Genomic DNA, 21,744 nt, shown 5'->3' with positions numbered 1-21,744 from the left:
ACGCACCATGAGCGACGGCTCGCGCCCCGCACCGGCGCACGCCGACCTCGCGGCAGGCGAGGACGCGGCAGGCCGCAGTGCCGTCGTGGTCGGCGGCGGACTCGCGGGCATCACCGCGGCACTCGCGCTCGCGGACGCGGGTGTCCGCGTCACCCTGCTCGAAGGCAGACCGAGGCTGGGCGGCCTCGCCTTCTCCTTCCGGCGCGGCGAGCTGACCGTCGACAACGGCCAGCACGTGTACCTGCGCTGCTGCACCGCCTACCGCTGGTTCCTCGACCGGATCGAGGGCACGGCGCTGGCACCGCTGCAGGACCGCCTGGACGTCCCCGTCGTCGACGTCGCCAGGCCCGAGGGCCGGCGGCTCGGCAGACTGCGACGCGACGCGCTGCCCGTCCCGCTCCATCTGGGACGCAGCCTCGCCACGTATCCGCACCTCTCGCTCGCCGAGCGTGCCTCTGTCGGGCGGGCCGCGCTCGCGCTCAAGGGGCTCGACCTCGCCGATCCGACCCTGGACACACAGGACTTCGGCAGCTGGCTGGCCGCACACGGCCAGTCGGCGCGCGCCGTCGAGGCCCTGTGGGACCTGGTCGGGGTCGCCACCCTCAACGCGGTCGCGGGCGACGCCTCGCTGGGGCTCGCCGCGATGGTGTTCAAGACCGGTCTGCTGTCCGACCCGGGCGCGGCCGACATCGGCTGGGCCCATGTCCCGCTGGGCGAACTGCACGACCGGCTGGCCCGCAGGGCGCTCGACTCCGCGGGCGTGCGTACCGAGGTCCGTACACGCGTCACCTCCGTCTCCCTCAACGAGAACGGGAGCTGGAGCGTTCAGGTTCCCGGCGAGACGCTGCACACGGACTCCGTCGTCCTCGCCGTACCCCAGCGCGAGGCCCACGACCTGCTGCCGCCCGGCGCCCTCGACGACCCCGGGCGGCTGCTCGGCATCGGCACCGCGCCGATCCTCAACGTGCATGTCGTCTACGACCGCACGGTGCTCGCCCGCCCCTTCTTCGCCGCGCTCGGCACCCCCGTGCAGTGGGTCTTCGACCGCACGGACGCCTCCGGGCTCGCCGAGGGGCAGTACCTGGCGCTGTCGCAGTCGGCGGCGCACGACGACATCGACGCGCCGGTCGCCGCACTGCGCGAGCGCTATCTGCCCGAGCTGGAGCGGCTGATCCCGGGCACGCGCGGCGCGGTGGTGAAGGACTTCTTCGTGACCCGGGAGCGTACGGCGACGTTCGCTCCCACCCCCGGCGTCGGGCGGCTGCGGCCCGGCGCCCGCACCAAGGCCCCCGGCCTGTACCTGGCCGGAGCGTGGACCGCCACCGGGTGGCCCGCGACCATGGAGAGTGCGGTCCGCAGTGGAGTGAGCGCGGCCGATGCCGCGCTCAGTGCCCTGGGCCGGCCCCGCCCTCACCGTCTCTTCGCGTTCGAGGAGGCGGCCTGATGCTCGGTGAGCGCGCGGCAGGTCCCCGCACCCCCGGTACCGCAACAAGAGGAGAGACTGTGCCCACTGTGCCCCCGGCCTCGACACCCGCTCGGAGGTCCGCGGTGGACGTGACCGCGCTGCTCGAGCGCGGACGGACGCTGGCCACACCGGTCCTGCGGACGGCCGTCGACCGGCTGGCGCCGCCCATGGACACCGTCGCCGCCTACCACTTCGGCTGGATCGACGCGGCCGGCAACCCCGCCGACGGCGACGGCGGCAAGGCCGTACGGCCCGCCCTCGCCGTGCTCTCCGCCGAGGTCACCGGCGCCAGGCCGGAGGTGGGCGTCCCGGGTGCCGTCGCGGTCGAACTCGTCCACAACTTCTCGCTGCTGCACGACGACCTGATGGACGGCGACGAGCAGCGCCGGCACCGTGACACCGTCTGGAAGGTGCACGGTCCCGCCCAGGCCATCCTGGTCGGTGACGCCCTGTTCGCCCTCGCCAACGAGATCCTGCTGGAGCTCGGCACCGTCGAGGCGGGCCGTGCCACCCGCCGGCTGACCGCCGCCTCCCGTGCCCTGATCGACGGTCAGGCGCAGGACATCTCCTACGAGCACCGCGACCGCGTCAGCGTCGAGGAGTGCCTGGAGATGGAGGGCAACAAGACCGGCGCGCTGCTCGCCGCGTCCAGCTCCATCGGCGCGGTGCTCGGCGGCGCGGACGACGCCACCGCCGACGCCCTGGAGAGGTACGGCTACCACCTCGGCCTCTCCTTCCAGGCCGTCGACGACCTGCTCGGCATCTGGGGCGACCCGGAGGCCACCGGCAAGCAGACCTGGAGCGACCTGCGCCAGCGCAAGAAGTCCCTGCCGGTCGTCGCCGCGCTCGCGGCCGGCGGCGCCGCCTCCGAGAAGCTCGGCGAGATGCTCGCCGCGGACGCCAAGAGCACCGACTTCGAGAACTTCTCCGAGGAGGAGTTCGCGGCCCGCGCGGCCCTGATCGAGGAGGCCGGCGGCCGCGACTGGACGGCCGAGGAAGCGCGCCGCCAGCACACCGTCGCCATCGAAGCCCTCGACGCGGTCGACATGCCCGGCCGGGTCCGGGACGCCTTCGCGGCGCTCGCCGACTTCGTCGTCGTACGAAAGAGATGATCATTATCGGTTCGATACAGCTCGCGTAGTCGCCGGCCGGTGTCCCTGGACACAGGACATCGGCCGACGGCGGACCCACAGCAGCACGACTCGCACGACTGCACGAAGGGGAAGCCATGACAGCGACGACCGACGGAAGCACCGGGGCGCCCTCGCCGTCCCACGCGGCCGCGGCCAGCGACACCACCCTCACCACCCCCGAGACGGCCGGGGTGCACGACGCCGCCGCCCGCGCCGCCCGGCGCGCCACCGACTTCCTGCTCGCGCGGCAGGACGCCCAGGGCTGGTGGAAGGGCGACCTGGAGACCAACGTCACCATGGACGCCGAGGACCTGCTCCTGCGTCAGTTCCTGGGCATCCGCGACGAGCGGACCACCCAGGCCGCCGCCCTGTTCATCCGCGGCGAGCAGCGCGAGGACGGCACCTGGGCCACCTTCTACGGCGGGCCCGGCGAACTGTCCGCGACCATCGAGGCGTACGTCGCCCTCCGGCTGGCCGGCGACGCGCCCGACGCGCCCCACATGGCGCGGGCCTCCGCCTGGATCCGCGAGCGCGGCGGGATCGCCGCCGCCCGGGTGTTCACCCGCATCTGGCTCGCCCTGTTCGGCTGGTGGAAGTGGGACGACCTGCCCGAACTCCCGCCGGAACTGCTCTACTTCCCCACCTGGTTCCCGCTCAACATCTACAACTTCGGCTGCTGGGCGCGGCAGACCATCGTTCCGCTCACCGTCGTCTCCGCCAAGCGTCCCGTGCGCCCGGCGCCCTTCGCGCTGGACGAACTGCACACCGACCCGGCGAACCCCAACCCCCCTCAGCCGCTCGCCCCGCTCGCGAGCTGGGACGGGCTCTTCCAGCGGCTCGACAAGGTGGTCCGCGGCTACCGCAGGGTCGCCGTGCGCCGGCTGCGCAGGGCCGCGATGAACAGCGCGGCCCGCTGGATCATCGAGCGGCAGGAGAACGACGGCTGCTGGGGCGGCATCCAGCCCCCCGCCGTGTACTCGGTCATCGCCCTGCACCTGCTCGGCTACGACCTGGACCACCCGGTGCTGCGCGAGGGCATCGCCTCGCTGGACCGTTTCGCCGTGTGGCGTGAGGACGGCGCCCGGATGATCGAGGCCTGCCAGTCCCCGGTGTGGGACACCTGCCTCGCCACCATCGCGCTCGTCGACGCGGGGCTCCCCGTCGACCATCCGCAACTGGTCAAGGCGGCCGACTGGATGCTCGGCGAGGAGATCGTCCGGCCCGGCGACTGGGCCGTACGCCGGCCCGGGCTGCCGCCGGGCGGCTGGGCGTTCGAGTTCCACAACGACAACTACCCGGACATCGACGACACCGCCGAGGTCGCGCTCGCGCTGCGCCGGGTCCGCCACCACGACCCCGAGCGGGTGGACAGGTCCATCGGGCGCGCGGTGCGCTGGAACCTCGGGATGCAGTCGAAGAACGGTGCGTGGGGCGCCTTCGACGTCGACAACACCAGCCCGTTCCCCAACCGGCTGCCGTTCTGCGACTTCGGCGAGGTCATCGACCCGCCGTCGGCGGACGTCACCGCGCACGTGGTGGAGATGCTCGCGGCCGAGGGCCTCGCCCACGACCCGCGCACCCGGCGCGGCATCGACTGGCTGCTCGCCGAACAGGAGGCGAACGGCTCGTGGTTCGGCCGCTGGGGCGTCAACTACGTCTACGGCACCGGCTCCGTGGTCCCCGCGCTGACCGCGGCGGGACTGCCCGGCTCGCACCCGGCGATCCGGCGGGCCGTGACCTGGCTGGAGTCCGTCCAGAACGACGACGGCGGCTGGGGTGAGGACCTGCGCTCCTACCGGTACGTCAAGGAGTGGAGCGGCCGCGGCGCCTCCACCGCCTCGCAGACGGCGTGGGCGCTGATGGCGCTGCTCGCGGCGGGGGAGCAGGACTCCCGGGCCGTCGAGCGGGGCGTGCGGTGGCTGGCCGACACCCAGCGCGAGGACGGCAGTTGGGACGAGCCGTACTTCACCGGCACCGGCTTCCCCTGGGACTTCTCCATCAACTACCACCTGTACCGGCAGGTCTTCCCGCTCACCGCGCTCGGCCGGTACCTGCACGGCGACCCCTTCGAGCGCCGGCTGCTCGCCAGGAAGCCGCTCGCCGAGGCGCAGAAACCTCTCGCCGAGGCCAGGGTGAGCTGAGGTGAGCACCCAGCCCGCCCCGGCACCGCTGCTGATCGCCTGCGCGCTCGGCATCGAGCACGTCGCCCTGCGCACCGGTGACAGGAGCGGGGCGGGCGGGCCGTACTCCGTCGTCCGTACGGGCATGGGCCCGAAGGCGGCGGAGCGCTCCGTCCACCGGCAGCTCGCCCTCCCGGCGTTCGCCGACGCGGCCGTGCTGGCCACCGGGTTCTGCGCCGGGCTCGCGCCCGGCATGCACCCCGGTGACCTGGTGGTCGCCGACGAGACCCGGGACCCCCGCGCCACCGTCGCCTGCGTGGCGACCGAACTGCTGGTCAAGGAACTCGTGCGGCTGCTGCCCGGGCGCACGGTCCACACCGGGCCGCTCACCGGCTCCGACCACGTCGTGCGCGGCCTTGAGCGGTCCCGGCTGCTCGCGACCGGCGCGATCGCGGTCGACATGGAGTCGGCGGCCACGCTCCGCACCGCCGTCCGCGCCGGTGACCGCCCGGTGGCCGCCGTCCGGGTGGTCGTGGACGCTCCCGAACACGAACTCGTCCGGATCGGCACCGTGCGCGGCGGGATATCGGCCTTCCGCGTGCTCCGTTCCGTCCTTCCCGCATTTTTCGAATGGCACCGTTCTTTGCTGCTCCCCCGGAGGTGAGCCAGATGGCCATGCCGTTGCGCCAGACCGTCAAGGTCGCTACATACCTGCTCGAACAGAAGCTCAGGAAGCGGGACAAGTTCGCCCTGCTGGTCGAGCTGGAGCCGCTGTTCGCGTGCAACCTCAAGTGCGAGGGCTGCGGCAAGATCCAGCATCCGGCAGGTGTCCTCAAGCAGCGCATGCCCGTCGCCCAGGCCGTGGGCGCGGTGCTGGAGTCCGGTGCGCCGATGGTGTCCATCGCCGGCGGCGAGCCCCTGATGCATCCTCAGATCGACGAGATCGTGCGGCAGTTGGTCGCGAAGAAGAAGTTCGTGTTCCTGTGCACGAACGCCCTTCTCATGCGCAAGAAGATGGACAAGTTCACGCCCTCGCCGTACTTCGCGTGGGCCGTGCACATCGACGGGCTGCGCGAGCGGCACGACGCCTCGGTGGCGAAGGAGGGCACCTTCGACGAGGCGGTGGAGGCCATCAAGGAGGCCAAGCGGCGCGGCTTCCGGGTGACCACCAACTCGACCTTCTTCAACACCGACACCCCGCAGACCGTCATCGAGGTGCTCAACTTCCTCAACGACGACCTGCAGGTGGACGAGATGATGCTCTCGCCCGCCTACGCCTACGAGAAGGCGCCCGACCAGGAGCACTTCCTCGGCGTGCAGCAGACCCGCGAGCTGTTCAAGAAGGCGTTCTCGGGCGGCAACCGCAAGAAGTGGCGCCTCAACCAGAGCCCGCTCTTCCTGGACTTCCTGGAAGGCAAGGTCGACTTCCCCTGCACGGCCTGGGCGATCCCGAGCTACTCGCTCTTCGGCTGGCAGAAGCCCTGCTACCTGATGAGCGACGGCTATGTGTCCACGTACCGTGAGCTGGTCGAGAAGACCGACTGGGACAAGTACGGCCGCGGCAAGGACCCGCGCTGCGCCAACTGCATGGCCCACTGCGGCTACGAGCCGACCGCCGTGCTCGCCACGATGGGCTCCCTGAAGGAGTCGCTGCGGGCCGCGCGCGAGACGATGACGACGAGCGGGAAGCAGGACTGACGTCATGGCCGCCGTTCCCCTGGGCGTTCCCGAGGTACCGGCCCGGCCCCTCGCGCCGCGGCGCACGTCGCGCCGGCTCCGCGTCGGGCCGGTGCCGGTCGGGGGCGGAGCCCCGGTGTCGGTGCAGTCGATGACGACGACCCGGACGTCGGACGTCGGCGCCACCCTCCAGCAGATCGCGGAACTCACCGCGTCCGGCTGCCAGATCGTCCGGGTGGCCTGTCCCACGCAGGACGACGCGGACGCGCTCGCCACGATCGCCCGGAAGTCCCGGATCCCGGTGATCGCGGACATCCACTTCCAGCCGAAGTACGTGTTCGCCGCGATCGAGGCCGGCTGCGCCGCGGTCCGCGTGAACCCGGGCAACATCAAGAAGTTCGACGACCAGGTGAAGGAGATCGCGCGGGCCGCCAGGGACCACGGCACACCGGTCAGGATCGGGGTCAACGCCGGTTCCCTGGACCGGCGGCTGCTGCAGAAGTACGGCAGGGCGACGCCGGAGGCCCTGGTCGAGTCGGCCCTGTGGGAGGCGTCGCTCTTCGAGGAGCACGGCTTCCGGGACATCAAGATCTCGGTGAAGCACAACGACCCGGTCGTGATGATCGAGGCGTACCGGCAGCTGGCCGCCCAGTGCGACTACCCGCTGCACCTGGGCGTCACCGAGGCGGGCCCGGCGTTCCAGGGCACGGTCAAGTCGGCCGTCGCCTTCGGGGCGCTGCTGTCGCGCGGCATCGGCGACACCATCCGGGTGTCGCTGAGCGCGCCCCCGGTCGAGGAGGTCAAGGTCGGCATCCAGATCCTGCAGGCACTGGGGCTGCGGGAGCGGCGGCTGGAGATCGTCTCCTGCCCGTCCTGCGGCCGGGCCCAGGTCGATGTGTACAAGCTCGCCGAGGAGGTCACGGCGGGGCTGGAGGGCATGGAGGTGCCGCTCCGGGTCGCGGTGATGGGGTGTGTGGTCAACGGTCCGGGCGAGGCCCGTGAGGCCGACCTCGGAGTTGCCTCAGGCAACGGAAAGGGGCAGATTTTCGTCAAGGGTGAAGTCGTCAAGACCGTGCCCGAGTCGAAGATCGTGGAGACCCTGATCGAGGAGGCCATGAAGCTCGCCGAGCGGACGAGCCCCGCAGAGCAGTCGAATTGAGGCAAGGCACGGACCGAGAGGGGGCCCAGCGTGACCATTCTGGAGAGCATCCGGGAACCGCGCGACCTGAAGGCGCTGTCCGAGGCGGAACTCGGTGAACTGTCCCGGGAGATACGAGAGTTCCTGGTGCAGGCGGTCTCGAGGACGGGAGGCCATCTCGGACCCAATCTCGGGGTGGTGGAACTGTCCGTCGCGCTCCACCGGGTCTTCGAGTCGCCGGTCGACCGGATCCTGTGGGACACCGGACACCAGAGCTATGTGCACAAGTTGCTGACGGGACGTCAGGACTTCTCCAAGCTGCGCGGCAAGGGCGGGCTGTCCGGCTATCCCTCGCGCGAGGAGTCCGAGCACGACGTCATCGAGAACAGCCACGCCTCCACCGCGCTCGGCTGGGCCGACGGCCTGGCCAAGGCCCGCCAGGTGCAGGGGGGGAAGGGCCATGTGGTCGCGGTCATCGGCGACGGCGCGCTGACCGGAGGCATGGCCTGGGAGGCGCTGAACAACATCGCGGCCGCCAAGGACCGGCCGCTGATCATCGTCGTCAACGACAACGAGCGCTCCTACGGCCCCACCATCGGCGGCCTCGCCAACCACCTGGCCACCCTGCGCACGACGGACGGCTACGAGAAGGTGCTGGCCTGGGGCAAGGACGTCCTGCTGCGGACCCCGGTCGTCGGAAGCACGATCTACGAGTCCCTGCACGGCGCGAAGAAGGGCTTCAAGGACGCCTTCGCCCCGCAGGGCATGTTCGAGGACCTGGGCCTGAAGTACGTCGGACCGATCGACGGCCACGACATCTTGGCCGTCGAGTCGGCGCTGCGGCGTGCGAAACGTTTCCACGGACCGGTCCTCGTGCACTGCCTCACCGAGAAGGGCCGCGGCTACGAGCCCGCCCTCGCCCACGAGGAGGACCACTTCCACACCGTCGGCGTGATGGACCCGCTCACCTGCGAGCCGCTCTCGCCGTCCGGCGGGCCGTCCTGGACCTCGGTGTTCGGCGACGAGATGGTGCGGATCGGCGAGGAGCGGGACGACGTCGTAGCCATCACCGCGGCCATGCTCCACCCGGTCGGGCTCACCGGGTTCGCCGAGCGCTTCCCCGACCGCGTGTGGGACGTGGGCATCGCCGAGCAGCACGCGGCGGTGTCGGCGGCAGGCCTCGCCACCGGCGGCCTGCACCCGGTCTTCGCCGTCTACGCCACCTTCCTCAACCGCGCCTTCGACCAGCTCCTGATGGACGTCGCCCTGCACCGCTGCGGAGTCACCTTCGTCCTCGACCGGGCCGGCGTCACCGGCGTCGACGGCGCCTCGCACAACGGCATGTGGGACATGTCGGTCCTCCAGGTCGTGCCGGGCCTCAGGATCGCCGCGCCGCGCGACGCCGGCCAGCTGCGCGCCCAGCTGCGCGAGGCCGTCGCCGTGGACGACGCGCCCACCCTGGTCCGCTACCCGAAGGAGTCGGTCGGCCCGGACCTCCCGGCGCTCGACCGGATCGGCGGCATGGACGTGCTGCACCGCGCCGACGACCCCGAGGTGCTGCTCGTCGCCGTCGGCGTGATGGCGCCGGTCTGCCTGCAGGCCGCCGACCTGCTCGAAGCACGCGGGATCAGTTGCACGGTGGTGGACCCCCGGTGGGTCAAACCCGTCGACCCCGCCCTGCCGGGCCTGGCCGCCGGGCACCGGCTGGTGGCCGTCGTGGAGGACAACAGCCGTTCCGCGGGCGTGGGTTCGGCGGTCGCGCTGGCCCTCGGGGACGCCGACGTGGACGTGCCGGTGCGGCGCTTCGGCATCCCGGAACAGTTCCTCGCGCACGCCAAGCGCGGCGAGGTGCTGGCCGACATCGGTCTCACGCCCGTCGAGATCGCCGGGCGGATCAGCGCGAGCCTGGCCGTCAGGGACGTGGACGGCACAGCCAAGGAGAAGGAATGAGCACGGAGTTCGACCTCGGCGCCCTGCTCGCCGAGCGCGGCGCCGAACGCTACGAGCTGCACTCGAAGTACCTCAACCCGCAGTTCCCGCGCATGCTGCACACCATCGGCTTCGACAAGGTCTACGAGCGCGCCGCGGGCGCCCACTTCTACGACGCGGACGGCAACGACTACCTGGACATGCTCGCCGGGTTCGGGGTGATGGGCCTCGGCCGCCACCACCCGGTCGTCCGCAAGGCGCTGCACGACGTCCTCGACCTCGACCTCGCCGACCTCACCCGCTTCGACTGCCAGCCGCTGCCCGGCCTGCTCGCCGAGCGGCTGCTCGTGCACAGCCCGCACCTGGACCGGGTGTTCTTCGGCAACAGCGGCACGGAGGCCGTGGAGACCGCGCTGAAGTTCGCCCGGTACGCCACCGGAAAGCCCCGCGTCCTCTACTGCGACCACGCCTTCCACGGCCTGACCACCGGCTCGCTGTCGGTCAACGGCGAGGGCGGCTTCCGCGACGGCTTCGCCCCGCTGCTGCCCGACACGGCCCTGCCGCTCGGCGATCTCGACGCCCTGGCACGGGAGTTGACGAAGGGCGACGTCGCCGCGCTGATCGTCGAGCCGATCCAGGGCAAGGGTGTGCACGAGGCCCCGCCCGGCTATCTGCGCGCCGCCCAGGACCTGCTGCACCGGCACAAGGCGCTGCTGATCGCGGACGAGGTGCAGACCGGCCTCGGCCGCACCGGCGACTTCTACGCCTACCAGCACGAGGACGGGGTGGAGCCCGACCTCGTGTGCGTCTCCAAGGCCCTGTCCGGCGGGTACGTCCCGGTCAGCGCCACCCTGGGCCGGGACTGGATCTTCAAGAAGGTCTACTCGTCCATGGACCGGGTGCTGGTCCACTCGGCGAGCTTCGGATCCAACGCCCAGGCGATGGCGTGCGGTCTCGCCGTGCTGTCGGTGATGGAGGACGACCAGATCGTCGCCGGCGTGCGCGCCACCGGCGAGCTGCTGAAGTCCCGGCTGACCGCGCTGATCGAGAAGTACGAGCTGCTCGCCGACGTCCGCGGCCGGGGTCTGATGATCGGCATCGAGTTCGGCAGGCCGTCCTCGCTGAAGCTGCGCAGCCGCTGGACCATGCTCCAGGCGGCCCGCAAGGGCCTGTTCGCGCAGATGGTCGTGGTCCCGCTGCTCCAGCGGCACCGGATCCTCACGCAGGTCTCCGGCGACCACCTGGAGGTGATCAAGCTGATCCCGCCGCTGGTCTTCGACGCGGCCGACGTGGACCGGTTCGTGGACGCCTTCACCGCCGTCATGGACGACGCGCACAGCGGCGGCGGCCTGATGTGGGACTTCGGCAAGACCCTGATCAAGCAGGCGGTGGCGGGCCGCTGAGCGTCGTGACCCCAGGCCCTAGTACAGCGTCACGAAGAAGAGGACGAAGGCGGCGAGTCCGACCGCGCCCAGGACGGTCCCCGTCACCGAGGTCCACAGCCCGCCGTGGCCGCGGCCGGCGTAGTGGATCCCCATCCCGCCGAAGGTGACGGCGAGACCGCCGGCGAGCAGTGGCCAGGGAAACAGGAGGAAGGTGAGCGTGGGCCAGGCGCTCGCGGCGGCGACGGCTCCGAGGACGAGGGAGAGCGGTCCGAGGGCACCGGCGGGAGAGTCGGACGGACGGGGCGTGCTCGGCGCGCTCATGATGCGGACCCCCAGGTTTTTGAACGTGTTCAAGTCCTGGGGTCGAGCGTAGCAAGGAAGGTACTGTCCCGAGAGGATTTGTCTCTGAGGCAATAAAATTGCCCCTGAGGTAAAGCTGGGGCTGAATGGAGGCATGAACGCCTCAGACACCGGGCCGCCGGCGGAACCGGGCGACGCACTGCCCGTGGTCGCGCCGCAGCTGCGCGCACTGCGCCGGCGGGCCGCCCTCACGCTGGAGGCCGCGGCCCGTGCCGCCGGGCTCTCGGCCGCCCATCTGTCCCGGCTGGAGACCGGACAGCGCCAGCCGTCGCTGCCGATGCTGCTCACCCTCGCCCGCATCTACGGTACGACGGTCTCCGAACTGCTGGGCGAGACGGTCACCGACCGGGACGCGATCGTGCGCTCCGGCGACATGGAGCCGACCCGGGCGGGCGGCTGGACGTACTTCCAGGCCGGGGCGCCCGGCCGCGGCATGCAGGCGCTGCGCGTGCGCGTGCCGTACGGCTCGCAGGGCGACGTCGTACGCGTGCACCCCGGCGAGGAATGGCTCTACGTCCTCCGGGGCCGCCTGCGTCTGCGCCTCGGCGACACCGTGCACCTGCTCGCGCCCGGCGACAGCGCGCACTTCGACTCGCTCACCCCGCACCGCCTCGCCGCCGAGGACCACGACGGCGTCGAGCTGCTGTTCGTCCACACCCTGCTGCAGAGCCCCACGGCGACGCTGTGCCTGGGGCCGTCGACCGGAGAGCTGCCATGAGCGACTTCGAGACGAAGTTCCCCCGTTCCCTGTGGATCCGCCTGATCATCTACATCGCCGTCGGCCATGTCCTCGCCGCGTTCCTCTACCTGCTGTTCGCGATCGGCGCCAAGGGCTGACCGGGTCGGCCGCCGCTCAGTCCAGCAGGCGCTCGCGCAGCCGGTCGCGGTGGGCGGGGGTGAGGGAGAGGCCCTGCTCCAGGTAGGTGTCGGTGCCGCCCCAGGTCTCCTCGATGCTGTCGAAGGCCGCCTGGAGGTACTCGGCGCGGGCGTCGAAGAGCGGGCTGAGCAGCTCCATCACCTCGGGCGTGTACGCGGACTCGGCGCTGCCGCTGCGGCGGACCTTGTAGCGACGGTGCTTGGCGTTGGACTCCAGGTAGTCCGCGACGATCGCGTCGCGCTCCACGCCGACGGCGAGCAGCGTCACGGCTATGGAGATGCCCGCGCGGTCCTTGCCCGCCGCGCAGTGCATGAGCGCGGGCACGCTGTCCGCCGCGAGCGCGTGCAGCACCCGGGAGTGCTCGGCGGTGCGCTCCTTGACGATCGTGCGGTACGAGGCGGTCATGCGGGCCGCGCCCTTGCCGTCGGCGAGGATCTGGCGCAACTGGCCGAGGTCGCCGTCGCGGACCATCTGCCAGAACTCGGCGCCGTCGGCCGGGTCGCTCAGCGGCAGGTTCACGTTCCGCACGCCGGGCAGCGCGACGTCCGGGCCCTCCAGCTTCTGGTCGGCCGCGTTGCGGAAGTCGAAGATCGTGTGCAGGCCCAGGGAGGCGAGGAAGGCCGCGTCGTCCTCGGTCGCGTGCGCCAGATGCCCGCTGCGGAACAGCACGCCGTGGCGCACCCGGCGCCCGTCCGCGGCCGGCAGTCCGCCCACGTCGCGGAAATTGCGCACGCCGGCCAGCTCCGGCTCGGTCGACGGGACCTGCTGCGTCACGGGGGCTCCTCCCGGTCGGGCCCCGCCGTCTCGGCTCGTCGGCGGGCGCTCTGTCGACCATACGACATCGTTACCTCGGGCAAGGAGTTGTCCACAGGCATTGTCACCAGCGCCGGGCGGCTTGATGATGTTGGCACGTGAGCGGATCTGTTGGCATCTGTGAGGTCGAACGTGCTGGACATCGCCGAAGACGGTCGTACCTGGCTCCTGACGGGGCCCACCAGCGGTTATGCGCTGCATCTCACCGATGCGGACGAACTGCTCCACCTCCACTGGGGGCCGCGCATCGCCCTCGCGGACGCCGAGGCCCTGGCGCGGGACCCGCTGCCGGGCTACTGGCCCTTCGAGTCCCCGCTCGACGGCCGTGAGGAGTACCCCGTCGAGGGCGGTCCCCGCTTCGTGCGTCCCGCCCTGTCCGTGCGCACCGAGGAGCGGCGCGGCACCGAGTGGCGCTTCGTGTCGTACGACACCGCGCGCGAGGGCGGCGACGACGAACTGCGGCTGCGCTTCGACGACGACGGGATCGCGATCACCCTGCACCACCGGATGCGCGGCGACGTCGTGGAGCGCTGGGTGAGCGTGGACAACGGCACACGCGCGCGCGTGGAGCTGCTGCGGGCCGACGCGGCCACCTGGACCCTGCCCGACCGCGAGGGCTGGAGGCTGTCCCAGCTGCACGGCCGCTGGGCCGCCGAGTCCCGGCTCACCACCGCCCCGCTCACCTACGGTGAGAAGGTCATCGGCAGCCGCCGCGGCCACACCGGCCACCAGCACCTGCCCTGGGTGGCCCTGGACACCGACGCCACCGAGGAGCGGGGCGAGGTCTACGGCTGCGCGCTCGGCTGGTCCGGCTCCTGGCGGATCGCGGTCGCCCAACTCCCGGACGCGCGCGTGCAGATCACGGGCGGCGCCGGCTACGACGACTCGGGCCTGCTGCTCCTGCAGCCGGGGGAGTCGTACACCACCCCCGTCTTCGCGGGCCTGTGGAGCGACGGCGGCTTCGGCGGCGCGAGCCGCGCCTGGCACGCGTACCAGCGCGCGTACGTCGTCCCCGACGCCGAGCAGGACCGGCCCGTGCTGTTCAACTCCTGGGAGGCGACGAACTTCGACATCTCCGAGGAGCAGCAGCTCGCCCTCGCGCGGCGGGCCGCCGCGATCGGGGTCGAGCTGTTCGTCGTGGACGACGGCTGGTTCGGCGCCCGCACCAGCGACCGCGCCGGGCTCGGCGACTGGACGCCCAACCCCGACCGCTTCCCTCAGGGCCTGAAGCCGCTCGCCGACCAGGTGCACGGCCTCGGCATGCGGTTCGGCATCTGGGTCGAGCCGGAGATGGTCAACCCGGACAGCGACCTGTACCGCGCGCACCCCGACTGGGTGCAGTACCAGCCGGGACGCAGGCGGACGGAACTGCGCAACCAGCTCGTCCTCAACCTCGCCCGCGAGGACGTCCGGGAGTACCTGTGGGACCAGTTGGACACGCTGCTGTCCGGCGCCCCGGTCGACTACGTGAAGTGGGACTTCAACCGCTGCTTCACCGACGCCGGCTGGCCCGGTGAGCCGTACCCGCAGCGGCTGTGGGTGGACCACGTCCACGGGCTGTACGCCCTGCTGGACCGGCTGCGCTCGGCCCACCCCTCCGTCGCCTTCGAATCCTGCTCGGGCGGCGGCGGCCGGATCGACCTCGGGGTGCTGAGCCGCACCGACCAGGTGTGGACCTCCGACAACACCGACCCGCTCGACCGGCTCGCCATCCAGCACGGCTTCAGCCAGCTCCACCCCGCCCGGGTCATGGCCGCCTGGGTCACCGACAGCCCCAACACCCAGCTCAACGGGCGTGTCAGCTCGCTGCGGTTCCGGTTCGTCAGCGCCATGGCGGGCGTGCTCGGCGTCGGCGGCGACCTCACCGAGTGGAGCGACGAAGACCTGGCCGAGGCCCGGCGTTGGGTGGATCTGTACAAGGAGATCCGCCCGGTCGTCCAGCACGGCGAGCTGTACCGGCTGCGGCCCCCGGCCGGCGGCCTGAGCGCCGTCCAGTACGTCCGGGGCGCGGAGACGGTGGTCCTCGCCTGGCTGCAGGCGCAGCGCTACGGCGAGCCGGCGCCGGCGCTGCGGCTGCGCGGGCTCGACCCGGCCGCGTCGTACGCGTGCCGCGAAACCGGCCAGGTGCACCGCGGGGCCGTGCTGCTGCACCACGGACTGCGCACCGGACTCACGGGCGACCTGGACGCGACGGTACTGCGGCTGCGACGCGTCTGAGCCGGGTGTCGAGATCGCACGGTCAACGCGCCCGACGGCCGGCGTATTCCGGAATCGCGCATTCTTTTGGAGTGGTTCATCTCACCGTTCGTCAACCCCTGCCTACGGTCGCGTAGGTCACATCCGAAGGGGAATCATGGTCCGACGTGGCAGACGATTCGAAGAATGACAACAGATCAGTGATCGGGTCGTACGTGGCGGTGGGGGACAGCTTCACCGAGGGCGTCGGCGATCCCGGCCCCGACGGGGCGTTCGTCGGTTGGGCCGACCGGTTCGCGGTCCTGCTCGCCGACCGACGTCCCGAGGGGGACTTCAAGTACACCAATCTCGCGGTCCGCGGGAAGCTGCTCGACCAGATCGTGGAGGACCAGCTCCCGAAGGCCGTCGACCTGGCCCCGGACCTGGTCTCCCTCTGCGCGGGCGGCAACGACATCATCCGCCCGGGCACCGACCCGGACGAGGTGGCCGAGCGCTTCGAGCGGGCTGTGGCACGGCTGAGCGAGGCCGCGGGCACGGTCATGGTGACGACCGGGTTCGACACCCGGGGCGTCCCGGTGCTCAAGCATCTGCGGGGCAGGATCGCCACGTACAACGGGCATGTACGGGCGATCGCCGACCGGTACGGCTGCCCGGTGCTGGACCTGTGGTCCCTGAAGTCGGTGCAGGACCGCAGGGCGTGGGACAGCGACCGGCTCCACCTCTCGCCCGAGGGGCACACGCGCGTGGCGCTGCGCGCCGGTCAGGCTCTCGGCCTGGAGGTCCCGGCCGACCCGGAGCAGGCGTGGCCGCCGCTGCCGCCCCGGGGCACGCTGGAGATCCGCCGCGACGACGTCCACTGGGCCCGCGAGTTCCTCGTCCCGTGGATCGGCCGCAGGCTGCGCGGCGAGTCCTCCGGCGACCACGTGACGGCGAAGGGCTCCCTGTCCCCGGACGACATCAAGCACCGCATCGCGTCGGTGGCCTGACACCGCGGCTCCCGCCCGCGCCCCGCCCCGCCCGACCGGCGGAGCGGGGCGCGGGCGGGAACGCGCGCCTCAGCGCTCGGTCAACGCCTCGCGGGCCAGGCCCAGTTCGCGTGCGAGGGTGTCGTCGACCCACTGCTGGGCCCGGCTGCGCGGCACCGCGCCCGGGTACGACGTCAGCTGCACCGCCAGTCCGTCCAGCAGCGCGGTCAGCCGCAGGGCGGCACCGGCCGGGTCGGCGCACGTGAACTCGCGCGCCGCCACGCCCTCGGCGATCACCTCGGTGATCGCCGCCTTCCACTGCCTGTCCAGGTCCCGCGTGACGTCCCGCAACGCGGGCTCGCGCAGCGCCACGGCCCAGCCCTCGATCCACAGCCGCCAGCCCTTGGCCTGCCCGGTCGGCGCGTACCAGCGCACCGCCGCCCGCAGCCGGCGCAGCGCGGACGTGCGCCGCCCCAGCAGTTTGCGCAGATGCGCGAGATCGTCCTCGGCCGCGTACGTGAACGCCGCGGCGACCAGCCGCTCCTTCGTCGAGAAGTGGTACAGCACCAGCGCGTTGCTCACCCCGAGCGCCGCGGCCACGTCGGCGATCCTGACCGCCGCCACGCCCCGCTCCTCGATCTGCCCGATGGCGGCCCGCAGCAGCTCCTCGCGCCGCTCGGCCACGCTCAACCGCACTCTCGCCACGCGGCCACCCTAGTCCGTTGTCATGGGCAGCACCGAAGTGACCCGGCTCCCCCGCGCGGTCGAGGCCGTCAGCGATACCACCCGAAGCGCTCCGCGATCACCGGCAGCCGGTCGGTCACGAGGGCGTGGGCGGCCGCCCGCGGGGTCGTGCCGTCGGCCAGCGCCCGGTCGAGCATCAGGCCGGTCAGGGCGCGCATGGAGCGCCGGATGTGCGCGAAGGCCTCGTCGGCGTCCGCACCGATGTCGCCGAACAGGGTCCACCACCACCAGGCGTTCGTCGCGGAGTTGACCACCACGTCCGGCAGCACGGTCACCCCGCGCGCGGTCAGCAGCGCCTCCGCCGCCGGCAGGACCGGCATGTTGGCGGCCTCCACGATCCAGCGGGCGCGGATCCGCTCGGCCTCGCCGGTGCCGACGGCGTACGACACGGCCGCCGGCACGAGTACCTCGGCGTCGGCGGACAGCCAGGCGTCGCCGGGCAGTTCCCGGTCGCCGGGGCGCAGCACCCGGCGGTCGACGGTGCCGTGGCCGTCCCGCGCGGCCAGCAGGGTCGCGACGTCCAGCCCCGCCGGATTCGCGATCGTGCCCTTGATGTCGGCGACCGCCACCACCGTCAGCCCCGCGCAGGCGAGGAAGCGCGCGGTGGCGCCGCCCATCGTGCCGAGCCCCTGGACGGCCACGCGGGTGCCCGCGTACGGCACCGACGCCCGGTCCAGCGCCGTGAGCACCGACTCGGCGACCCCGCAGCCGCCCGCCAGCTCGTCCAGGCCGATGCCGTCCACCTCGACGGCGAAGGCGTCCGCGAGCCGCGCGCGGGCCGCCGCCTCGTCGTCCAGCAGCGGGTACACCGCCTGGACGCAGGAGACCAGACCCGCCTCGGCCGCCGCCCGGTCGACCAGGTCCTGGGTGAGGCCGAGATCCTCGCCGGTGGTCCAGAGACTCTCGATGTACGGCCGCATCGCGCGCAGATAGCGCACCAGCAGCCCGTACGCCTCCGGGGCCCGGGGATCGCAGTCGATGCCGCCCTTGGCGCCGCCGAGGGGGACGTAGCGGCCCTCGGGGTCGTAGTGCAGGGCCTCCTTCATCGTCATGCCGCGGGCGAGCCCCGCCACCTCCTCCAGCGTGCAGCCGGGGCGCATCCGCAGCCCGCCGCTGGCCACGCCCCGCACCAGCCGGTCCACGACCAGGAAGCCCTGGCGGCCGGTCACGTGGTCGGTCCAGACGAGCGACATCAGGGGCGTGGGGACGGGCGCCGCCATGGGGCCTCCTCGAGCACGATACTGAATCGTGAGTCAGTATCAGGAGCCACTTCGGGCCCTGTCAACGCGCTGAACGGAGAGTCGGCGGGGCCGTGTGAGGCAGACCTCGCGCCCCGGGGCCCCCGGGCTGTCGGAGGCGCCGACCATAATGGGGAGCCTCACCCACTTCACCGGGAGGTACCGTGACGGGTTTGCGTTCCTCGATCTCCGGGCTCCGCGCGCTGCGTCCGGAGGCCTTCGGCGCGGACCCGGGCGGTGAGCGCATGGCACGCATCCGCCGCTCCCCCCACTTCAGGGACGGCGTCTTCCAGAACCCCGGCGGCCCCGCGCGCACCCGCCCCTCCGGCTCCTCGCTGGACCTCGCGAAGGTCTTCCTCGACAAGGAGACCCGGCCGCTGCGCGCCCCGAAGGGCACCGTCCCGGTGTATCCCACGACCTTCGCCGACCTGGCCAAGCCGCCCGCCACGGGCCTGCGGCTGACCTGGATGGGCCACTCCAGCGTGCTGGCGGAGATCGACGGCCACCGGGTCCTGTTCGACCCGGTCTGGGGCGAGCGCTGTTCGCCGTTCCCGTTCGCCGGACCCCGGCGGCTGCACCCCGTCCCGCTGCCGCTGGCCGCGCTCGGACCGGTCGACGTCGTGGTGATCTCGCACGACCACTACGACCACCTCGACCTGCCCACGATCAAGGCGCTGGCGGGCACGGACACCCTGTTCGCCGTGCCGCTCGGCGTCGGCGCGCACCTCGAGCACTGGGGCGTCTCCCCGGACCGGCTGCGCGAGCTGGACTGGCACGAGTCCACCAGGGTCGGCGGCCTGACCCTCACCGCCACCCCGGCCCGCCACTTCTGCGGCCGCGCCCTGCGCAACACCCAGCACACCCTCTGGGCCTCCTGGGCCGTCGCCGGCGAGGAGCACCGGATCTACCACAGCGGCGACACCGGCTACTTCGACGGCTTCCAGGAGATCGGTGCGGCCCACGGCCCGTTCGACGCGACGATGATCCAGATCGGGGCGTACAGCGAGTTCTGGCCCGACATCCACATGCGCCCCGACGAGGGCCTGCGCGCCCACCTGGACCTCCAGGGCGGCGCACCGCACGGCGCGCTGCTGCCGATCCACTGGGGCACGTTCAACCTCGCCCCGCACCCGTGGGCGGAGCCGGGGGAGTGGACCAAGGAGGCGGCCGAGGAGGTCGGCCAGGCGGTGGCCCTGCCCCGCCCCGGGGAGCCCTTCGAACCGGCGGGCAAGCTCCCGGCCGAGGCCTGGTGGCGAGGTGTGGCGGGCACGGAGCGCCGGACCTGGAGCTCGGTCGGGGCCCTGGTGGCGGAGCCGCCCGCGCGGGGCCGGTCGTAGGACGGGGCCGGTCGCAGGGCGGACCGACGGCACGGGAGGTCTGCTCGGCGGGGGCAGCCAAGGCCAAAGCGGATACTCTCCGTAATAATCCGCCCCGGGTGATCGACGCGTGGGCCGGGCCGATTCCGGGCCCGGCCGGTTAATCGGTCTGTCGTACGAGGCTTCATACCAGAGCGGGACGCTCCTCGGGGGAGTTTGTCAACTGCCCACCGCACATGATGCTCAGGCCATTACTGTGAGTGTCCGTCGGCTGACGGGTGGCCGGAACTCCCGGTTCCGTCCGCCGGCGCTGCGATGACGCATGCCCGCCTCGCACATCCCGCGAGGACAGGCCCGACGGACCAGTACGAGGACGCAGATGTCTCACCTCCGAGCACCGGCCACGCGCGCCGACCGCCGAGAGGGCGGGCGGCACGGGCGACCGGGTGCCCGAACCGCTCCCGCACTGCCCGAAATGCACATACGGCCCCAGCTGATGCGGCTCGCCGTGCTGCCCCCGCTCGCGGTCGCGCTGAGCGCCTCCGCCGCCGTCCTGTTCAGCATCCGCTCCACCGGCGCCCGCACCGGACCCGTCCTGTGGGCCGTGCTCGCCGGAGCGGTCACCGTGACCGTCGCCGGCATCCTCATCGCCGCCGTGGCCGCCGACCGCGCCGCCCGCTCGGTCGCCGACCGCGTCGACGTCCTGCGGCGCACCGCCGCGCGCGGCGAGGCCGACCTGCACGCGCTGGTCGACGCGCTGCGCCAGGGCGAGGCGCCGCCGCAGCGCTCCGCGCGCCGTCGACCGCCCGCCGACGCCGACGACTTCGAGCTGCTCGCCGCCGACCTGGCCCGTGCGCACGACGGCGCCGTCACCGCCGTCGTACGCGCCGCCCAGCTCTCCAGCCACGCGGGCAGCGAGCAGAAGCTGGAGGTGTTCGTCAACCTCGCGCGCCGGCTTCAGTCCCTCGTGCACCGGGAGATCTCGATCCTCGACGAGCTGGAGAACGAGATCGAGGACCCCGACCTGCTCAAGGGCCTGTTCCACGTGGACCACCTGGCCACCCGGATCCGGCGGCACGCCGAGAACCTCGCCGTGCTCGGCGGCGCCGTCTCCCGGCGGCAGTGGAGCAACCCGGTGAGCATGACGGAGGTGCTGCGCTCCGCCATCGCCGAGGTCGAGCAGTACTCCCGGGTCAAGCTGGTGCCGCCGATCGACGGCGAGCTGCGCGGCCACGCCGTCGCCGACGTCATCCACCTGCTCGCCGAACTCATCGAGAACGCCTCGGTGTTCTCGGCCCCGCAGACCCAGGTGCTGCTCCGTGCCAACCTCGTCACCTCCGGACTCGCCGTGGAGGTCGAGGACCGCGGACTCGGCATGCCCGTCGGCGAACAGAACCGGATGAACGCCCTGCTCGCCGACCCCGACCAGGTCAACGTGGCCAGCCTGCTGGCCGACGGCCGCATCGGGCTCTACGTCGTCTCCCAGCTGGCCCGTCGGCACGGCATCCACGTCCGCCTCCAGACCAACATCTACGGCGGTGTCCAGGCCGTACTCGTCGTCCCGCAGGCGCTGTTGGGCACGGCGGCGAGAGCGCCCGAGGAGCCGACGGCGGCCGTACCGGAGGCACGGGTCGAGCCGCACACGCACACGCGGCCACAGCAACAGCCGCAGCCGCACGTTCAGGTCCAGACCCAGGCTCAGGTGTCCGCGCCGGTTCCCCCGCAGGGTGTCGCGGTCCGGCCGGCGGCCGGGAACACCGGCGCCGAACAGCACGGAACCCACGCCGAGTCGAGCCGGCCCGGCGCCGAGGACGTTCGCGGAGAGCGGGACACCGGGGCGCCCGCGCCGCTGCCCGTGCGCGGTGCCCGGCAGGACCGGCCCACCCCCGCCGCGGCCGTCCCGGGCATCGGCGCCGGGGACCGGGCCGCCGTCGAGGCGCACGCGGGCGTCCTGCCCACCCCGCGCACCGGCGCCGTGCGCGGCACCATGGGAAAGCCCCAACTGCCCCGCCGCCGCGCCCAGGAGCACATCGTCCCCGAACTGCGCGGCGGCCCGGCACCCCGCCGGGACGCCGACACCGTCGCGGGCCACGACCCGGGACTGATGGCCGCCTTCCAGCGCGGGATCGGACTCGCCGAGGCCCAGCAGCACCTCGAACACCTCGAGCACCTTGAGAACACGGCGGCCGTGCCCATGGAGCCCCCACCCATGAACGGGGCGGAACTCCTGGGCCCGACACCCATACCCCAAGGGCGCGCCCACGCGCCCGGAATCGACGGTGCCCACGGCGCCGGCCGGCCCGACGGGAGCGCCCCGGCCGGCTGACCGCCCGCACCCACCCCCGCTCCACCCGACCGTTCCCCCCAATCCCCCCTATCCCTCCATCC

The 21,744-nt window shown here is 72.5% G+C and carries 18 protein-coding genes; 14 read left to right on the top strand and 4 right to left on the bottom strand.

Annotated elements, in window-relative coordinates; translation table 11 throughout:
- The first annotated feature begins 7 nt into the window (after positions 1 to 7).
- The 8 genes from hpnE (at position 8) to BIV23_RS37495 (ending at position 10,865) form a co-directional block, all read left to right on the top strand.
- Entirely contained in the window at positions 8 to 1,444 is a 1,437-nt protein-coding gene (hpnE, locus tag BIV23_RS37530; RefSeq protein WP_071385460.1) for a hydroxysqualene dehydroxylase HpnE, read from the top strand.
- Between the two features lie 68 nt (positions 1,445 to 1,512).
- Complete coding sequence (locus tag BIV23_RS37525) at positions 1,513 to 2,577, top strand: polyprenyl synthetase family protein (protein WP_071385459.1); 1,065 nt, start codon at positions 1,513 to 1,515, stop codon at positions 2,575 to 2,577.
- A 116-nt stretch (positions 2,578 to 2,693) separates the two neighbouring features.
- Positions 2,694 to 4,739, top strand: a complete 2,046-nt coding sequence (gene shc, locus BIV23_RS37520; protein WP_071385458.1) for a squalene--hopene cyclase — start codon at positions 2,694 to 2,696, stop codon at positions 4,737 to 4,739.
- A 1-nt stretch (position 4,740) separates the two neighbouring features.
- Positions 4,741 to 5,382, top strand: a complete 642-nt coding sequence (locus BIV23_RS37515; RefSeq protein WP_071385457.1) for a phosphorylase family protein — start codon at positions 4,741 to 4,743, stop codon at positions 5,380 to 5,382.
- Positions 5,383 to 5,387: 5 nt separating this feature from the next.
- Positions 5,388 to 6,416 carry an adenosyl-hopene transferase HpnH gene (gene hpnH / locus BIV23_RS37510; protein ID WP_071385456.1) on the top strand — a complete coding sequence of 343 codons (1,029 nt, stop codon included), beginning with the start codon at positions 5,388 to 5,390 and terminating at the stop codon, positions 6,414 to 6,416.
- A gap of 4 nt (positions 6,417 to 6,420) precedes the next feature.
- The gene (gene ispG / locus BIV23_RS37505) at positions 6,421 to 7,554 is read left to right on the top strand and encodes a flavodoxin-dependent (E)-4-hydroxy-3-methylbut-2-enyl-diphosphate synthase (RefSeq protein ID WP_071385455.1); all 1,134 of its coding nucleotides are present in this window, start codon (positions 6,421 to 6,423) and stop codon (positions 7,552 to 7,554) included.
- Positions 7,555 to 7,584: 30 nt separating this feature from the next.
- Positions 7,585 to 9,483 (top strand): 1-deoxy-D-xylulose-5-phosphate synthase, encoded by a 1,899-nt coding sequence (dxs, locus tag BIV23_RS37500; protein ID WP_071385454.1) that lies wholly within the window; start codon positions 7,585 to 7,587, stop codon positions 9,481 to 9,483.
- Positions 9,480 to 10,865: an aspartate aminotransferase family protein gene (locus BIV23_RS37495; protein ID WP_071385453.1), complete on the top strand. Its 1,386-nt coding sequence runs from the start codon at positions 9,480 to 9,482 to the stop codon at positions 10,863 to 10,865. The genes dxs and BIV23_RS37495 overlap by 4 nt, the downstream gene beginning before the upstream one ends.
- Before the next feature lie 18 nt (positions 10,866 to 10,883).
- Here the strand turns inward: BIV23_RS37495 and BIV23_RS37490 are convergent, their stop codons facing one another.
- Entirely contained in the window at positions 10,884 to 11,168 is a 285-nt protein-coding gene (locus tag BIV23_RS37490; protein WP_071385564.1) for a hypothetical protein, read from the bottom strand.
- Between the two features lie 133 nt (positions 11,169 to 11,301).
- On the opposite strand from BIV23_RS37490, the gene BIV23_RS37485 reads away from it, so the two are divergent.
- Both BIV23_RS37485 and BIV23_RS37480 read left to right on the top strand, forming a co-directional pair.
- Positions 11,302 to 11,925, top strand: coding sequence for a helix-turn-helix domain-containing protein (locus tag BIV23_RS37485; protein WP_071385452.1), 624 nt, complete (start codon positions 11,302 to 11,304; stop codon positions 11,923 to 11,925).
- Positions 11,922 to 12,044, top strand: coding sequence for a DUF6126 family protein (locus BIV23_RS37480; protein WP_071385451.1), 123 nt, complete (start codon positions 11,922 to 11,924; stop codon positions 12,042 to 12,044). The genes BIV23_RS37485 and BIV23_RS37480 overlap by 4 nt, the downstream gene beginning before the upstream one ends.
- 16 nt (positions 12,045 to 12,060) lie before the next feature.
- Here BIV23_RS37480 and BIV23_RS37475 read toward each other — a convergent pair whose 3' ends face one another.
- Complete coding sequence (locus BIV23_RS37475) at positions 12,061 to 12,858, bottom strand: tyrosine-protein phosphatase (RefSeq protein WP_071385450.1); 798 nt, start codon at positions 12,856 to 12,858, stop codon at positions 12,061 to 12,063.
- 171 nt (positions 12,859 to 13,029) lie between these two features.
- On the opposite strand from BIV23_RS37475, the gene BIV23_RS37470 reads away from it, so the two are divergent.
- Positions 13,030 to 15,114, top strand: a complete 2,085-nt coding sequence (locus tag BIV23_RS37470) for an alpha-galactosidase (RefSeq protein ID WP_071385449.1) — start codon at positions 13,030 to 13,032, stop codon at positions 15,112 to 15,114.
- 179 nt (positions 15,115 to 15,293) lie between these two features.
- Positions 15,294 to 16,079 (top strand): SGNH/GDSL hydrolase family protein, encoded by a 786-nt coding sequence (locus tag BIV23_RS37465; protein WP_071385448.1) that lies wholly within the window; start codon positions 15,294 to 15,296, stop codon positions 16,077 to 16,079.
- Positions 16,080 to 16,148: 69 nt separating this feature from the next.
- Here BIV23_RS37465 and BIV23_RS37460 read toward each other — a convergent pair whose 3' ends face one another.
- Together BIV23_RS37460 and BIV23_RS37455 are read right to left on the bottom strand one after the other, a co-directional pair.
- Positions 16,149 to 16,763 carry a TetR/AcrR family transcriptional regulator gene (locus tag BIV23_RS37460; protein ID WP_107471381.1) on the bottom strand — a complete coding sequence of 205 codons (615 nt, stop codon included), beginning with the start codon at positions 16,761 to 16,763 and terminating at the stop codon, positions 16,149 to 16,151.
- 68 nt (positions 16,764 to 16,831) lie between these two features.
- Positions 16,832 to 18,022, bottom strand: coding sequence for a Glu/Leu/Phe/Val dehydrogenase dimerization domain-containing protein (locus BIV23_RS37455; RefSeq protein ID WP_071385446.1), 1,191 nt, complete (start codon positions 18,020 to 18,022; stop codon positions 16,832 to 16,834).
- Positions 18,023 to 18,204: 182 nt separating this feature from the next.
- Here BIV23_RS37455 and BIV23_RS37450 point away from each other — a divergent pair, with 182 nt between their 5' ends.
- Positions 18,205 to 19,377: an MBL fold metallo-hydrolase gene (locus tag BIV23_RS37450; protein WP_071385445.1), complete on the top strand. Its 1,173-nt coding sequence runs from the start codon at positions 18,205 to 18,207 to the stop codon at positions 19,375 to 19,377.
- Positions 19,378 to 19,735: 358 nt separating this feature from the next.
- Positions 19,736 to 21,682, top strand: coding sequence for a sensor histidine kinase (locus BIV23_RS37445; RefSeq protein ID WP_079173651.1), 1,947 nt, complete (start codon positions 19,736 to 19,738; stop codon positions 21,680 to 21,682).
- Positions 21,683 to 21,744 lie beyond the last annotated feature (62 nt).

It is taken from the genome of Streptomyces monashensis (assembly GCF_001866665.1).
Classification (GTDB): domain Bacteria; phylum Actinomycetota; class Actinomycetes; order Streptomycetales; family Streptomycetaceae; genus Streptomyces; species Streptomyces monashensis.
The sequence above is the reverse complement of the archived record's forward strand: the minus strand, read 5'-3'. Positions and strand labels throughout refer to the sequence as shown.